This window comes from Vreelandella rituensis (assembly GCF_003336665.1).
GTDB lineage: Bacteria > Pseudomonadota > Gammaproteobacteria > Pseudomonadales > Halomonadaceae > Vreelandella > Vreelandella rituensis.
In genome coordinates, this window is the sequence record NZ_QPIJ01000019.1 from 32,271 (window position 1) to 48,185 (window position 15,915).

The following is a 15,915-nucleotide window of genomic DNA, read 5'->3' on the forward strand; positions in this document are numbered from 1 at the left end:
TCAACTCCCCAGCACTTGACGCAGCAGCAACTCGACGCGGCGATTGGCCGCGCGACCTTCAGACATGGCATTGTCTTGCATCGGCTGGGTATCGGCGTAACCCACGGCACGCATACGGTTGACGTCCATGCCTTCCCCTTCGAGATGCCGTAACACCGCAATCGCTCGGGCGGCGGATAATTCCCAGTTGGATGGGAAACGTGCAGTGGAAATCGGGATATTGTCGGTATGGCCTTCAATGGAAATCTGACCCTCGAATGACTCAAGCACCTCGACCAGGCTGCCGATCACGCCTCGCCCCTGGCTGGTCAACTGTGCCTGACCGCTGGCGAACAAGAGGCTGTCATCGATGCGTAACGTCACCCCTTCACGGCCTTGATCGACACTCACGCCGGGGATGCTCAGCCCGGAAAATTGCGGCTGGATACCATCATGACGCGGCATGATGCCGGTCGAACGCTGTGCCAGCGGGCTAGTCGGCACGGCGCCTCCCGGCGTTATCTGATCCTTCGCTGCCTCGCCACTGCCCGCCGGTGTCAGCGCCAGCAGGAGCACGAACAAGGTGATCAGTAAAGTGAGCACATCGAGGTAGCTGGTCAACCAGCCTTCATCGTCACTGCCCATGCCGGCAGGTTCCAGTGTCTGCCGCGTATCATGATCCAGCATGAGCGGCGCTACCCTTTGCTAGTGGCAGGTTTCGAGGGCGCCTTTCTCTCGCGGATTTCATCATGAAAGTCGGCGACGAAGGAATTGAGCGTTTCCTCGATGAAGGAAGGTAGACGGCGCTTGGTGATCAGCGAAATACCTTCCATTACCATGTTCATGGTAATCAGTCGATCTTCGGTACGCCGTTCCAGTTTGACCGCGATGGGCTTGAAAATCAGGTTGGCCAGCAAGATGCCATAGAAAGTGGTCAGCAATGCCACGGCCATGCGTGGACCGATAATTTCCAGGTCACCGGCATCCATGACTTCCAGCATATTTACCAGGCCAACCAGGGTACCGATCATGCCGAAGGCGGGCGCATAGGTGGCCATGGTACGAAATACCTGCGCCTGGGCATGCTCGCGAGCTTTCAACCGAGCGATACGCCAGCGCATCAGGTCGAATATTTCGTCTTCCTTGGTGTTGGCAATGACTAGCTGGATACCGGTACGCAGAAAGGGGTTGCGTGTGTCTTCCAAAGCAGCCTCGACCGCCCGTACATCCCCTTTGAACCACAACCGGGACATATCGACGAGTTCCTTGATGTCATCGCGCACATAGGTGTTCTCGCGACGGAATACGATGCCCACCAGTCGCACCACATGCAGCACTTCCTTGAGTGGATAGCTGATGAAAGTGGCGGCCAGGGTGCCGGTGAGCACAATCGCAAGCCCCGGAAGATTAAGAAAGCTCTCGGGTGATTCCGCAGTAAAGAACAGGACGCTAACCAGCAGCCCTATGCTGGCAAACATGCCTATCAGCGTCGAAGGATTCATCAACGGCTCCTTGCCGGTCTCAAGTTAATCGAAGACGTTGTGCCAACAGCGCACCGCCATCAATGCACAATACGTGGTTCAAATAGCGACGAGTTCATCTCAATCGTCGGCCAGACGAGCACGAAGACGGCTCACCGCCTGGCTGTGCAATTGAGAGACGCGGGATTCCGTCACGCCAAGCACGGCACCCACTTCCTTGAGGTTAAGTTCTTCCTGGTAATACAGTGCCATCAATAATTTTTCGCGCTCCGGCAAGGCTTCGATGGCCTCGACCAGGCGCTGACGCTGCTGGGAATCCAGCAGGGCATCGAACGGTAGATGAACCGAGGTGGTACTGACCGGTTCCCCGTTTTCCGCCACCAGCTCTTCGTAGGCGAGCAGGTGGCCGTTATTGGTATCGTTGAGCAGCTGGTGATAGCTATCCAGCGGCATGCCCAGCTCGGCCGCGACCTCGGCTTCTTCCGGCGGTCGACCCAGCGCCTGTTCCAGGCGGTGAATGGCACCGTCCATCGCCCGCGCCGAGCGCCGCACACTGCGTGGCAGCCAATCACGGGTACGCAGCTCATCCATCATGGCGCCGCGAACACGCTGGCTGGCGAATGTGGCAAAACTTGCCCCCTGGTTGGCGTCAAAACGCCCCAAGGCTTCCAGCAGGCCCACCATGCCGGCCTGGATCAGATCATCAAGCTCAATACTGGAAGGCAACCTTACCTGAAGCATCAATGCTTGGCGTCTTACCAGCGGCATGTATTGGGCCAGCAATTCACTTTGTTTGATCCTGCCTTGTGCTGTGTACATCCTCTTGCCTCACGGCTGTTCGGCCTTCACTGGTAGTTCACGATGACCTGTAAGCCTTGAACCTTTACCGGACGCTGCCCCGGTGCCAATGCAAATCGAAAATGTATCGGCGCCTGAGCTTGCATGCCGGCAAACGCCTGGGTGGCTCCTCGCATGCCTGTAAGCGGGACACACTGCTCCGGATGACACAGCCAAGCCCGCAACGGGGTGCCGGGCGGGTGGCGGTACTGCCACTGGATAAGCGTCATTCGCGCCTCGCCGACATGGGCCGTTGGCGGCGCTGCCACGCTCTGAGTCGCAACGGCACGATCACTCATCGCCACCATGCGACCCGGCATTGATGCCACCCAACTTCCCGGTGCGGCCAGTGCCGACGGAGAGAGCAACACCAGAAGCAATACCAGGAGCATCACCAACGCTTTACGCATCTCATCCTTCCAGCTTATCACGCCAAGGGTATCTTTCATCTTGCAAGTATCAATAGTTCAGTACCCAAGTAGTACTGAGCGGCTTCATGCAAATTATCCAACAAGCCGCGTCGGGACAAGCCGGGCTCATGCAGCGCCAATAAACGCCGAGGTCCGCCTGCATCATGCAACAGACGCAGAGTGCGAAAGGCTTGAACGAATGCTTCAGCATCACTTTCGACCCAAAGCGCCCAACGCCGGTACTGCCGCGCCAGGGTCGCCACCTCAGCGGCATCCGCGGCAACCACGTGAATGTCCCATTGCTCTGGATCACCGGCCCACTCTCGACCCAAAGCGGCCCAGTGTCTCAAACGTTCCTTGACCTTGTGTGCCTGGGCAGCAGTGGTCCCCGGCAGTCCCACGACGACCAAGGGGATACGTACCTTCGGTGGAGCCGGAGGCACCTCGGGCTCGCTGGCGACAGAAGCCGTGGCGCTAGCTGTCTCTTCAGGGGCGGCGAAGGCACCATCGAAATCGAACAAGTCATCATCGTCAGCCACTGATGCTGATTCAGGTTCAATCTCTTCAGCCTCAACCTCAGCCAAGGAAGAGGGTAGCTCTTCGGAAGTCGACTCTTCAGGCGATGACTGTGCCGCAACTGTCTCGATGTCGTCATCAGGGAGTGCCGGGGCGTCACTGTCCGCCTCTTCGTTACCCTCTTTTTGCTGGCGCTGCAGATTGGCCCACTTACGCAGCCCCGCAGCCTGGTCCTTGTCACTCACGTGATGCCCTCCAGGCTAGTGTTGCCCAGCTGGCGGATAGCATCGCGTGCCATGAAGGCATAGGACAAGGCGTCCAGCATGGCGGTGTCACGGCGACGGCGGCGCGCGCCCAGCAACCCAAGCAGGTCGGCACGCAAGTCGGCAGCGGCCTCGTCATCGGCAACATCGAGGTGCCCCACCACCGTCGCTAACCCGGAGGCCATCAGCAAGCGTATTTCTGCGCTGAGTTCACCGTTATCGGAGGCTTTCAGTTGCTGCCAAGCTCGCCGAGTCAACGTCGCTACCCCTTCGCTTTGCAATTGGGTCAACAGCAACGAGAGGACGTCGTCGCCCAGACGTTCCGGTGTCAGCCAATAGCGACGCGCCACTATCTTGGCACTTTCCGGGTCACGCAGCTCGCCACGCCAGGCAAGCATCGGCCGAGAGACGACGGTCGTCTGGCGCGATGAGGGGGTTATCTCCACCGTCTGGCGCGACACCCATAAGGTCATCGGCTGCCCCCGAAAGCGTACCGGCACCTGGGTGGCAGGCTCAGGCTCATTCGGCAGCGTCGCCAGGCTGACTCGCTCGCCCTGGTAGTCTACCCGTTGAGCGCCTCGCACTTGGCTGATCCAGGTCATGTGTTGAGTTTCCAGCCATTCCCAAGCCGCCAAATCAGGAAGCCCGGGCAATAAATGGACGACGACGCAGGTGGTCCAAGAGAGGTAGGCAAGACGCTCCTGCTCCCCCGCCGGATGGCGATGTTGCAACCAGGGCAGAGCCAGCCAGGCACCATCTGCGTCCAGGCCGACATCCGGCATTGCCCACTCGCATCCTCGTTCATTACGTCTCGGCGACCAGGCCATTCCCAGGGTGGTCTGCCCGGGCGGATAGCTCGCCAGCAGTAGATCCAGACGCTCCCGCTGCAAGGATTCAGGCAAGGCGGCCAGATCCCAGGTGCTTTCCAGGTGAGCGAAGCCGACGACCCGTTGACGCAGGTCGGCCAGCAAACCGGAAAGACGCCGCCCTTGGCCCAACACATCGCGTGACCAGCGCGGCAAGGAAACCGCCGCCTGGGCATTGGCTTCAAGCTTACCGGGTAGCGGCGTACGCGTTTTCAAGGCTTGCTCCACCAGGCTTTCAGCCTCGGCCACCGCCATGTCTTCGGGGACGCGCTGACCGTGAGAACCAAACAATACCCGCAGGCCATGGCGCATGACGATATCCAGCACCGGCGCCAGACGCCCGGCTTCGTCCTGCTTGGTGATGATGCAGTCATCGAGCGATGCTCCGGCAGCCGTTGCCGCCTGACGATAACGCACCACCACCTCTTCCAGGGTTTCCGGCTGACTGGCGGCATTGAGCAACAGCACCAGGCGCACTTTCGAGCGCCCGCCTTGCAAGTGAGCGATCTGCTCGATAACGCGCTGATCACGCTGACTCATCCCCACGGTGTCGATGATGATCCAGCGCTTGCCCTGTAAGCGGCCCAGCAAGTCGTCGATGGGCTGCTCTGCATCCAGGGCATACATCGGGGTATCCAGCAGACGTGCATAAATACGCAACTGCTCATGCGCCCCGATACGAAAACTATCGGTGGTGATCAAGGCTACCGGACGCGTGCCATGGCGCATGACAAAGCGGGCCGCCAACTTGGCGGTGGTGGTAGTCTTGCCCACCCCGGTAGGGCCGACCAGCGCCACGATACCGGTCTGATCGAAAAACTGTGGCTCGTCATCGAGCACATGCAACCGTGTGGTCAGCTGGCGGTTCAACCAGGCCAAGGGGCGTTCGCTGTCCTCGGCCAGCGTGGCGAAGTCCTCGGGCAAGCCGGTCAGCACTTCCTCGGCCAGCTCATGGCTGAAGCCCACTTCCCGCAACAGACGCTCTAGGCGCTGGCCACAGCCAAGTGGCTGCTGGGTGGCGGGAGGATTGCGCGCCGAGTCATTCGCCAGCAGGGCACGCATATCCTGCATTTCCTTGAGCAAACGCTCACTCATGGCATGCATCGGATCAAGAGGCCTTGACGCCGGCTCGGGTTCAGGCTCAACCGAAGGTGCCTCGGTGGCTGAGGCCTGGGTCGGGTCGAAGTGATCCACCGCGGCATCCGCCATGGCCAAAATCTCCACGCCACCTTCAGTTCGTCGGTTAGCTAGAATCAGCGCATCGTCACCCAGGGCTTCACGTACCTGGCGCATGACATCGCGGCTATTCGCCCCGACGAAACGTCTTACGCTCATGCTTCACCTTTTGCGTTGTACATGCTTGTTAGGAGGGTCATCCGAGAGCAACGCTTACTGTCGCCCACCCACTAATGTGGTTACCCGTAGCGTGCGATCATCAGGAATTTCCGCTTGGGACATTACCACCAGATGGCGCAGCCGACGCCGCAAGAAGCGCGACAGTACAGGGCGCAGGGAATGCTGAACCACCAGCACGGGCGGCTCGCCAGCACTTTCCTGACGTTCCAGGGCTTGTTGTGCCTGGGTCATGAGGGTATCCGCCAGACCCGGCTCAAGGGCACCATTGCCGCTCATGGCTTGCAATAACACCTGCTCCAACTGAGCTTCAAGCCCCATCACATGCAATGTCTCCTGCCCCGGGAACCATTGCTGGGTAATATTACGCCCCAAGGCAACCCTTACTATGGCGGTAAGCTCATTGGGGTCCTGTTGCTGGCCGGCATGCTCCGCCAACGTGTCCAGAATGGTGCGCATATCGCGAATCGAGACATCTTCATCAAGCAAGTTCTGCAGGATGCGTTGCAGTACCGTGAGCGAGATAGCCTTGGGTATCACTTCCTCGACCAGCGACTTCTGATCTTCTCCCAGTTTATCCAGCAGTTTCTGCACCTCCTGACGCCCCAACATTTCCGGGGAATGGCGATGCAGCAGATGATTGAGATGGGTTGCCACCACCGTGCTGGCGTCCACCACGGTATACCCATAGACTTGAGCATGCTCGCGCTGGCTGCTATCGATCCAGACCGCCGGCAAACCGAAGGCGGGGTCTTGCGTGGGGGTTCCCTGCAGTTCGCCGGAAACCTGACCGGGATCAATTGCCAGCCACTTTCCGGGTTGCGCTTCAGCACGCCCGATTTCAGCCCCTTTCAAGGTCAGGACATACGTATTGGGGGAAAGCTCCAGGTTATCGCGTATATGCACCACCGGCGGCAGAAACCCGACCTCCTGGGCGAACTTCTTGCGTACGCTCTTGATTCGCCCGAGCAACTCGCCTCCTTGGCGAGCGTCCACCAGCGGGATCAAACGATGGCCGACTTCCAGCCCCAGCGTATCGACCAGCTGGACGTCATCCCAACTGGCCTCGGGAGTTTCCTGCACAGGCGGCGGTTCGGCGGCAATTTCCTCCTTGACCAGCAAATTCTCTTTCTGGCGGATGAGATACCAGGCCAGACCCGCCAACAGCCCCGTGAATAACAAGAACACCATGTTAGGCATGCCCGGCACCATGCCCAGCAGCCCCATCACGATAGCCGACAAGATCATTACCTGGGGATTGATGAACAGTTGGCTGATCATCTGCTGACCGACATCCTGATCGGTATTGACCCTGGACACCGTGACACCTGCCGCGGTGGAAATCACCAACGCAGGAATCTGAGCGACCAGACCATCCCCGATGGTCAGCAAGGTATAGGTTCGTCCTGCATCGGCAAAACTCATGTCATGTTGCACCATGCCGATCAACAACCCCCCTAGGACGTTGACCACCATGATGACCAGACCGGCCATCGCATCACCGCGCACGAACTTGCTGGCACCATCCATGGAGCCATAGAAGTCCGCTTCCTGAGAGACTTCCGCGCGACGCTGCTTGGCGTCTTCCTCACCAATCAAGCCGGCATTGAGGTCGGCGTCGATCGCCATCTGCTTGCCCGGCATGGCATCGAGGGTGAAGCGTGCCCCTACCTCGGCGATGCGTCCTGCCCCTTTGGTGATGACCATGAAATTGATGACCACCAGGATCAGGAACACCACGAGGCCGACGGCAAAGTTGCCGCCCACCAAGAAGGTGCCGAATGCCTCGATGACCTTGCCTGCCGCATCGCCCCCCTGGTGACCTTCCATCAACACCACGCGTGTCGAAGCAACGTTGAGTGACAGACGCAGCAAGGTGGTGAACAACAATACGGCGGGAAAAGCGGCAAAATCCAGCGGCTTCTGGGCAAACATGCTGACCATCAGCACCATGATCGCCAAGGCAATATTGAAAGTGAACAACAGATCCAGCATGAACGGTGGCAAGGGCAGAATCATCATGCCCAGGATCATCAGAATCAGAATCGGCCCGGCGAGCAACTTCATGCGCACACTGCCCATCCAGTCCTGTTTGCCGATATATTGGCTCAAGCCTTTCATGGTTGCGTCTCACTAGTGCCGTCGGAATTACGGCCGGGAGTTTCCAGTTCGGGGGGAACCGGTAGATTGTCAGGTGTGGGGGGCACCTCGCCTCCTTCTTTGGCAACATTTTTGAGACGGTAGGCCCACGCCATGACTTCGGCTACCGCTGTATAAAGGACGGCCGGTACTTCGGCATCCAAGTCCACGTGATGATACAGGGCTCGCGCCAACGGTGCTGCCTCCAGGCGAGGCACACCGGCCTCAAGACCTATTTCTCTGATCTTGGCTGCTACCGCATCCGCCCCCTTTGCCACTACGCGTGGCGCGCCCATCTGGCCTTCCTGATAGGCCAAGGCCACCGCATAATGGGTCGGATTGGTAATTATCACATCAGCATCCGGCACCTTGCTCATCATGCGCCCTCGCGCCATGGCTTGCTGCTGCTGACGGATACGGGCCTTGATCTGAGGGTCGCCCTCTGATTCCTTGTGCTCGCGCTTGACTTCCTCCTTGCTCATGCGCAGCTTCTTGGCATGACTCCACAGCTGAAAAGGCACATCGATCAGGATGACAAACACCAGGGTAAGCACCATCAGCCCCGAGGCCTGGGCCGCCATGTTAAGGGCATTGGCCAAGGCTTGCTGCACCGGCTGGTCCATCAAGGCCAGGAACTTGCCGATATTCAAATACAGGAAGGCCGCGCCCACGCCACCGACCAATACCGTTTTCGCCATGGCCTTGGCCAGTTCCACCAAGGCCTGGCTGGAAAATATCCGTTTGACGCCTTTAATCGGGTTGAGCTTGGAAAACTTGGGTTGCATCGACTTGGCCGAGATCAGCCAACCGCCCAGAAGCGCTGGCGCTACCAGCGCAATCAACACCAGCAGCAGGAACAACGGCATCATGGCAAACAAGGTACGCTGCCCCAGGTCCAGCGCGACCACCAGCATGGAAATAGGCTCCATCACCTGGCGTCTTTCGAACAGAAACGCCTGCTCCATGACCATGCCCAACTGATCATAAAGCATCTTTCCCATCGTCCACAGACCGATGACCCCTCCCAATAACAGCAAGAAAGTGGTCAGTTCTCGCGATCGAGGCACCTCCCCTTCTTCACGCGACTTTTCCTGTCGCCTGGGTGTGGCCTCTTCGGTCTTTTCATCGTCGCTATCGCTATCCGCCATGCTGTTACTCGGCCTGGGGTGGTGACATCAAGCGCTCAGCCGCCCGAAAGGCGGCTGAGCGATAACCAAACACGATGATAGAACATGAGGTGAGAGGCTCAGAAACCCAAGTCATCCAGCAAATCATCGACTTGATCCTGACCGGTTACCACATCAGGCGCTTCGGCATTCATCTGAGGGCCATTGAGCAAATCTTCGTTGCGCCCTCCCTCGTCGTTATTCCATTGTGCTTTCGCCTTGCGCTGCATATGTCCACGCGTCTGGCTTTCCGGCACGTTATCGATTAATACCTGTACCAGCTGCTGCTCGATCTCGTGGATCACCTCCATCATTTTCTTGATCACCTGACCGGTGAGATCTTGAAAATCCTGGGCCATCATGATTTCGAGCAGTTCTTTACTGGTGGCAGATGTCATGACCGGCACATCGGAAAGATAGTTGCGCGTATCCTGAACCAACACCTTCGCGTCGTCCAGTTCCTGAGGCGCTTCAAACCACTCGGCCCAGCGCTTGTCGAGCCCTTCGGCACGCTCAGTCAACTGGTCCTGCATGGGCTGGGCACGATCAATGGCGTTGAGAGCACGCTCGGCCGCCTGTTCGGTCATGGCTGCCACGTAATGCAGACGATCGCGTGCATCGGGGATTGCTTCTGCGGCTCTCTCTATTTCCTTGTCCAGGCCCAATTCACGCATGTTATCCCGCAACATGCGTGTCAATTTCCCGATGCGGTGAATCAGGTCTTCAGCGGCCTCTTCGGACAGTTTGGCAGTATCGGCCTGCTCATTCTGACTCATTATGTTGTCTCCTAGGTAGCCAGGCACTCCCGCCTAGCCGGTTCATTTGCCCATTTTGTCGAAAATCTTATTGAGCTTCTCTTCCAGGGTGGCGGCGGTGAATGGCTTGACGACATAACCATTGGCACCCGCTTGCGCGGCGGCAATGATATTTTCCTTCTTGGCTTCCGCCGTCACCATCAATACCGGCAAGTGCTTGAGAGCATCGTCTTTCCGAATTTCCTTGAGCATTTCAAGGCCATCAAGGTTAGGCATGTTCCAATCGGACACAACAAACTCAAAGCTGCCGGCACGCAGCTTATTCAGCGCATCCTGGCCGTCTTCGGCTTCCTCCACATTGGTGAAACCGAGCTCCTTGAGAAGGCTACGGACGATACGGCGCATGGTGGGAAAGTCATCCACCACCAGAAATCTCATGTTCTTGTCTGCCATCATTCATCCTCTATCAGTTCATGGCATTGAATCGACTGACCTTTTCGGCCAGCCATAAAATTGAAACTATACTCGCTGCGCTCGCCCTGAGGCTGCCACCAGCGCCATCAAACGGGCAGGTATTTCATCCAGGCCGCTGACTTCCACCGCACCACCCAAGGCGATTGCCTCCCTGGGCATGCCGAAAACCACACAACTTGCCTCATCCTGAGCAATGGTAGGCGCACCGGCCTGGCGCATTTCCATCAGGCCGACAGCGCCATCTTTCCCCATGCCGGTCAGAATCACGCCAATCGCATTGCGCCCGGCATGCTGAGCCGCCGAGTTAAACAACACATCGACCGAAGGACGATGGCGATTGACCGGTGGCCCGTCGTCCAGGCGTACCACATAGTTGGCCCCACTGCGGGCCAGCTTCAGGTGGTGATCTCCCGGTGCTATGTAAGCGTGCCCCGGAAGCACTCGCTCTCCATCAGCCGCTTCTTTTACCGTCATTCGGCACAAACGATTAAGACGCTCGGCGAAGGATCGGGTGAATCCACCAGGCATGTGCTGTGTGATCAGAATGGCGGGCGAATTGGCCGGCAGGGGTTCAAGCACCGCTCGGATTGCTTCGGTGCCCCCTGTGGAGGCGCCGATGATGATCAGTTTTTCACTCGACACCAGAGGCGCCTTGAGCTGCGCCGGGGCCGGCGTATTCTTGTGACGCGCCTGACGCGGACGAGAACGCGCTGCTGCACGCAGCTTTTCGGCAATCTCGTTGGCATAGTCCAGCATGCCGTTACGAATGCCCAGGCTGGGTTTGGCGACAAAATCCAGAGCGCCGAGCTCCAGTGCCCGCAAGGTGATCTCGGAACCGCTCTGGGTCAAGGAAGACACCATGAGCACCGGCATGGGACGCAGGCGCATCAGACGTTCCAGAAAATCCAGGCCATCCATGCGCGGCATTTCCACATCCAGGGTCAAGACATCGGGATGATGCTGCTTGATCAGATCCCTGGCAACGATCGGGTCCGGCGCTACTGCCACTACTTCCATATCCGGCTGTGAATTGATGATTTCAGTCAGCAAATCGCGAATAAGCGCCGAGTCATCAACGCAAAGCACTTTAATCTTGGCTGCGCTCAAAGCACGCCTCCTTTCGCTATGGGCGCATAGTGCGCCATCTCGGAACAAGACACATGGTTATCACGCCCTTCCACGTTCTCAATTTGGCTTTCATTACCCATTTTTTTGCCAGATTTCTTGTTGTTCATTTTTTTGCCAGGTTATAAACGGTCTGGCCACGCAGTTTGAAAGCGTCGCTGATATAGGAAAAATTCTCGGAGTGCCCGGCAAATAAAATGCCATCCGGCTTCATTAACGGGGCAAATCGGCGAAGTATTTTTGACTGAGTTTCTTTATCGAAATAAATCATGATATTGCGACAAAAAATGGCATCAAATGAACCCTTGATAGCCCATTGAGGAGCCAATAGATTCAAGGGAAGAAATTCAACCAATGAGGATACTTCCGGTCTGATGCGCGCTAACCCATCGTGGCGCCCCGTTCCCTTCTGGAAAAAGCGCTTGACCCTTACATCGTCCAGCTTGCGCACTTGCTCCTGGGGATACACGCCAGCGCGCGCCTTGTTCAAGGCATCGGTATCGATATCGGTGGCGATGACGCGCGCCTGGGCCGCCCGAGACCCCAGGGTTTCCAGCAATGTCATGGCGATAGAATAAGGTTCCTCACCCGTAGATGCGGCGGCACACCAGATTCTTACCGGGTCTCGCTTTTCACGAATATGATCCGCGAGTAGCGGAAAATGGTGCGCCTCGCGAAAAAAAGCAGTGAGGTTGGTCGTCAAGGCATTGGTAAATGCTTCCCACTCCTTGGCATCCGGCTGACGCTCCAGGCGTGACAGGTAGTCACTGAAACGCGTTAGACCGTGATGACGTAAACGCTTGGCCAAGCGACTGTACACCATTTCCCGCTTATGCTCGGCCAATACGATTCCTGCACGCTGATAAATCAGCTCGCGAATACGGGTGAAATCCGCATCGGTGAGAATCAGGTCGCGCTCAATCTGGCTCCCTGATCCCCATTGGCCGGCTTCCACCGCCCCTTCTATGTGACGGCTCAAAACTCCTCCCATTCTTCAGCGACAGTCTCCTGCCGTTGGGGCCTCGGTTGTAACCGGGACCTGTCATTGCCCGCACGGGCGGGGTTGGTTGGCGGTAACGCTTGCCGCTGCGTCGTGGGTCTTTTCAAGCCCGGCGAGGATGACGTTCCATCTCCCAAGCGGAAGGCTTCAACCGATAGCGACAGCAATGAGGCATGGCGTTCCAGCTCGACCGCGGCATGTGCCGTGTCTTGAACCCGGATCGCATTCTGCTGCGTGGCCTGATCCATTTCCACGACCGCCTGATTGACTTCGGCAATCCCGCTACTCTGCTCTTCGGAAGCGGCTGAGATCTCGTTCATGATTCGGGTAACATTGCGAGCGGCCTCGGCCACTTCGGCAATCGCCGCCTCGGCTTTTTTCACCAGGCCAGCGCCGCCCTCTACTTCACGCGATGAGCTGTCGATCAGCGTACGGATTTCCTGGGCTGCGCCCGCACTACGTCCCGCCAGATTGCGCACTTCCTCGGCCACCACGGCAAAGCCACGCCCATGCTCACCGGCCCGTGCGGCTTCCACAGAGGCATTGAGCGCCAATATATTGGTTTGAAATGCAATGGAATCAATCACGTTGATGATATCGGTCATCTTGGTGGAGCTTTGGGTAATACGCTCCATATTGACGACCAGTTGTTTCATCAATTCGCCCGTGCTCGTGACCCGAGAGGCATTATCGTCAGCCAATCCTCTGGCCTGTTGCGCATTGTCAGAGTTCTGGCGCACCGTGGTGGTTATTTCTTCCATGCTGGAAGCGGTCTGTTGCAGGGAGGCCGCCTGTTGCTCGGTACGTGCCGATAGTTCTTCATTGCCCTCGGCAATGTCTCGAGCCGATGGCGTGACGACATCGATCCCTTTTTTCACGTCTCCAATGATACTGCCAAGACTCTTGCGCATGGTATCCAGTGAGTCCATCAGATAACCCACTTCGTCGCGACGTCTCGAAGGCACGCGAGCGGCCAGGTTTCCTCCCGCAATTTGTAGAGTAAAGTGCACCGCATCATGCAAGGGGCGAGTAATCGCACGCAGTATCATCACACCAATCAAAATAAGCAGCAGCAAGCCGCCACCCAAGATAGACGCTTGTGCTACGAGCATCTTTGTCTGGCCCTGCTCGGCATCGATAGCCATCACCTCGGCGGCTTGCTGCTTTTCTTCGATCAGCTGATTGACCATCGTGGACAGCGTACGTCCATCCTTGCGCATGACCTCACTCACGCGGTCCAGGCCGGTAAAGGCTTGATAGGTCTCTTCCGATTGCAGAACCGATGCAGCCTCGTTCATGCCATCGCGCAAATAGGCTTCCAGCTGCTTGCCAAAGGCATTGGCAGTGGAGGTCTCATTTACTTCCCGAGACTGGTATTCCGCCCAGGTTTGTTCTACTTGATCGGCCTGCTCAGCAATGGTCTCACCCAGTTCGAAGCGCTCTTTAATCAATACCATGCGTTCGGGTTCGATGACGGACTGGCGCGTCTGAGCAATGGTCTGGTCAATCTGCTGAAGGCGAATAACATCACGCAGCCCATTTTCATTGAGCTGGTTCAAACGGATGCCCGAAACATTCAGTCCGTAGAGCCCCATGCCACCACTGACCAGCAACAAGAGCCCGCCTAGCATTATCATCGCCGTCAACTTGGCCCGGATACTGTCCAGATTGATCCGAGCCAGGCGCCCCCTCAAGCCACGCCGGCGCAAACGCCCTCGATTCAAATACAGATGCTTGCCACGGCCTTCACGAATAGCGGCATAAGCCGCTTCGGCCTGTTCTATCGCCGCACGCGATGCTTTGACTCTGACCGATGCATACCCGACCACTTCAGCGTCTTCCATAATGGGAGTGACACTGGCATCAACCCAGTAATAATCGCCGTTCTTGCAACGATTCTTGACCAACCCACGCCAGGTTTCTCCGGTTTTTACCGTTTCCCACAAGTTGGCAAAACTCTGAGCCGGCATGTCAGGATGGCGAACCAGGTTATGCGGTGACCCGATCAGTTCCTCATGACTAAAGCCGCTGATCTGGATAAACGCCGGATTGGCATAAACAATCCGACCTTTGACGTCCGTCCGGGACACCAGAAAGTCATCATCATTCAGCTCATGTTCTTGGCGTGTGACCGGTTGGTTATTGCGCATCCCGTTACCTTTTATATTTTTTTATCGTCTTGGAGAAAGTGGCCGATCACTGACGGCTTGATAAGTCGCTATGCAGTGAGGCCGGTCTAAAATGATTCCCATTGTTCTTGTTGTGGTTCAGGTCTATGCCGTGACAACGCTGCGACCGGTTTATCCAAGGCCAACGTTGCTGCGGGACGTGACGAGAGAGCCCTTCCTGTGGAACGACCGTTTTCCGCCAGACGGAAACGCACCACCGCCTCCTGTAAGCGCCCGGCTTCGGACTCCAGTTCATTGGCGTTTTGAGCGGCCTGCTGAACCAGCTGGGAGTTCTGCTGGGTCACTTGATCCATCTGCGTCACGGCCTGATTGACTTGGCTGATGCCGTTACTCTGCTCTTCCGTTGCGGCGGCAATTTCATCCATGATATCGCTGACACGCTGAACGGCCGCCATCAACCCTTGCATGGTTTCGCCGGCCTGATTGACCCGCAGGGTTCCCGCTTCCACCTTGGTGACGGAAGCATCGATCAGGTCCCGAATTTCACGCGCGGCACCCGCACTGCGGCTGGCCAAGTTCCGAACCTCCTCGGCCACCACGGCAAAGCCACGCCCGTGCTCACCCGCGCGAGCCGCTTCCACCGACGCATTCAACGCCAGGATATTGGTCTGAAAAGCGATGTTGTCGATTACCTTGACGATGGCGCTCACTTGATGAGAGCTGGCGCTAATGTCTTGCATGGTCTCGACGATGCCACCCACTTCTTCTTCGCTATGCTTTGCAATGCGTGTGGCATCGGCCGCCAGCTTACTGGCCTGGCGAGTATTATCAGCGTTATGACTGACCGTCGAGGCCAGCTCTTCCATGCTTGAGGCAGTCTGCTCAAGAGAGGAAGCCTGTTGTTCAGTACGCGCGGAAAGATCGTTATTGCCCGCAGCAATCTGTTGGGCACGATGATAAATCGACTCCCCACTATGGCGCACCACACCGACCGTACTTGCGATTCCTTCCTGCATACCGGCCATGGCGCTGTATAGGCGTCCAATTTCATTGCGGCCCGGCGAAACGATACGTTGACTCAGGTCGCCTTGCGCCATGCGTTCGAAATACCCGACAAGATTGTCTAACGGGCGTAACACATTGACTACAACTCCCCAGAGGACAGCAACAACCATAACCACCGTCATGAGTACCACGCCCGTCAACATCCATCGCATACGTTCAGCAAGGGTGGTGAATGCCTGTTGCTGGGCGGTGATATCACCTTCCGTTCCCTGCTCAAGGATTTGCGCGCCCTCATGCAAAGCATAAAAACCGAGGCCGCAGGCAAGGGCCACCAGAAAGAAAAAGGCAGCCAACACCAACGCCCAACTTAGCCGTACTGTCATGTTATTCATTGCTTTGCCGGATTCGCTGTGTCAC

14 protein-coding genes are annotated in these 15,915 nt (G+C 57.4%); all 14 read right to left on the reverse strand.

Features of this window, described 5'->3' with window-relative positions:
• The 14 genes from DU506_RS09785 to DU506_RS09850 all read right to left on the reverse strand — a co-directional run bounded on the left by DU506_RS09785 (window position 1) and on the right by DU506_RS09850 (window position 15,881).
• Window positions 1-666, reverse strand: coding sequence for an OmpA/MotB family protein (locus DU506_RS09785; protein WP_114486755.1), 666 nt, complete (start codon window positions 664-666; stop codon window positions 1-3).
• A gap of 8 nt (window positions 667-674) precedes the next feature.
• Complete coding sequence (locus DU506_RS09790; protein ID WP_114486756.1) at window positions 675-1,481, reverse strand: motility protein A; 807 nt, start codon at window positions 1,479-1,481, stop codon at window positions 675-677.
• A gap of 99 nt (window positions 1,482-1,580) precedes the next feature.
• Window positions 1,581-2,279, reverse strand: coding sequence for an RNA polymerase sigma factor FliA (locus DU506_RS09795; protein ID WP_114486757.1), 699 nt, complete (start codon window positions 2,277-2,279; stop codon window positions 1,581-1,583).
• Between the two features lie 26 nt (window positions 2,280-2,305).
• Window positions 2,306-2,707, reverse strand: a complete 402-nt coding sequence (locus DU506_RS09800; protein WP_235825502.1) for a flagellar protein FlhE — start codon at window positions 2,705-2,707, stop codon at window positions 2,306-2,308.
• 35 nt (window positions 2,708-2,742) lie between these two features.
• A complete protein-coding gene (locus tag DU506_RS09805; RefSeq protein ID WP_114486759.1) occupies window positions 2,743-3,468 on the reverse strand; it encodes a hypothetical protein in 726 nt (241 codons plus the stop codon).
• On the reverse strand, window positions 3,465-5,687 hold the full coding sequence (gene flhF / locus DU506_RS09810) for a flagellar biosynthesis GTPase FlhF (protein WP_114486760.1): 2,223 nt from the start codon (window positions 5,685-5,687) through the stop codon (window positions 3,465-3,467). The genes DU506_RS09805 and flhF overlap by 4 nt, the downstream gene beginning before the upstream one ends.
• Window positions 5,688-5,741: 54 nt before the next feature.
• Window positions 5,742-7,826 (reverse strand): flagellar biosynthesis protein FlhA, encoded by a 2,085-nt coding sequence (flhA, locus tag DU506_RS09815; protein WP_114486761.1) that lies wholly within the window; start codon window positions 7,824-7,826, stop codon window positions 5,742-5,744.
• Window positions 7,823-8,992, reverse strand: a complete 1,170-nt coding sequence (gene flhB, locus DU506_RS09820) for a flagellar biosynthesis protein FlhB (RefSeq protein WP_114486762.1) — start codon at window positions 8,990-8,992, stop codon at window positions 7,823-7,825. Before flhB ends, flhA begins: the two co-directional genes overlap by 4 nt.
• 98 nt (window positions 8,993-9,090) lie before the next feature.
• Complete coding sequence (gene cheZ, locus DU506_RS09825; protein ID WP_114486763.1) at window positions 9,091-9,786, reverse strand: protein phosphatase CheZ; 696 nt, start codon at window positions 9,784-9,786, stop codon at window positions 9,091-9,093.
• A 42-nt stretch (window positions 9,787-9,828) separates the two neighbouring features.
• Complete coding sequence (cheY, locus tag DU506_RS09830) at window positions 9,829-10,218, reverse strand: chemotaxis response regulator CheY (RefSeq protein WP_114486783.1); 390 nt, start codon at window positions 10,216-10,218, stop codon at window positions 9,829-9,831.
• A gap of 66 nt (window positions 10,219-10,284) precedes the next feature.
• The gene (locus DU506_RS09835) at window positions 10,285-11,346 is read right to left on the reverse strand and encodes a protein-glutamate methylesterase/protein-glutamine glutaminase (RefSeq protein WP_114486764.1); all 1,062 of its coding nucleotides are present in this window, start codon (window positions 11,344-11,346) and stop codon (window positions 10,285-10,287) included.
• A gap of 124 nt (window positions 11,347-11,470) precedes the next feature.
• Window positions 11,471-12,343 (reverse strand): protein-glutamate O-methyltransferase CheR, encoded by an 873-nt coding sequence (gene cheR / locus DU506_RS09840; protein WP_415843612.1) that lies wholly within the window; start codon window positions 12,341-12,343, stop codon window positions 11,471-11,473.
• Window positions 12,340-14,514 carry a methyl-accepting chemotaxis protein gene (locus tag DU506_RS09845; RefSeq protein WP_114486766.1) on the reverse strand — a complete coding sequence of 725 codons (2,175 nt, stop codon included), beginning with the start codon at window positions 14,512-14,514 and terminating at the stop codon, window positions 12,340-12,342. The genes cheR and DU506_RS09845 overlap by 4 nt, the downstream gene beginning before the upstream one ends.
• 86 nt (window positions 14,515-14,600) lie before the next feature.
• A complete protein-coding gene (locus DU506_RS09850) occupies window positions 14,601-15,881 on the reverse strand; it encodes a methyl-accepting chemotaxis protein (RefSeq protein ID WP_328587967.1) in 1,281 nt (426 codons plus the stop codon).
• Between the last annotated feature and the right edge of the window lie 34 nt (window positions 15,882-15,915).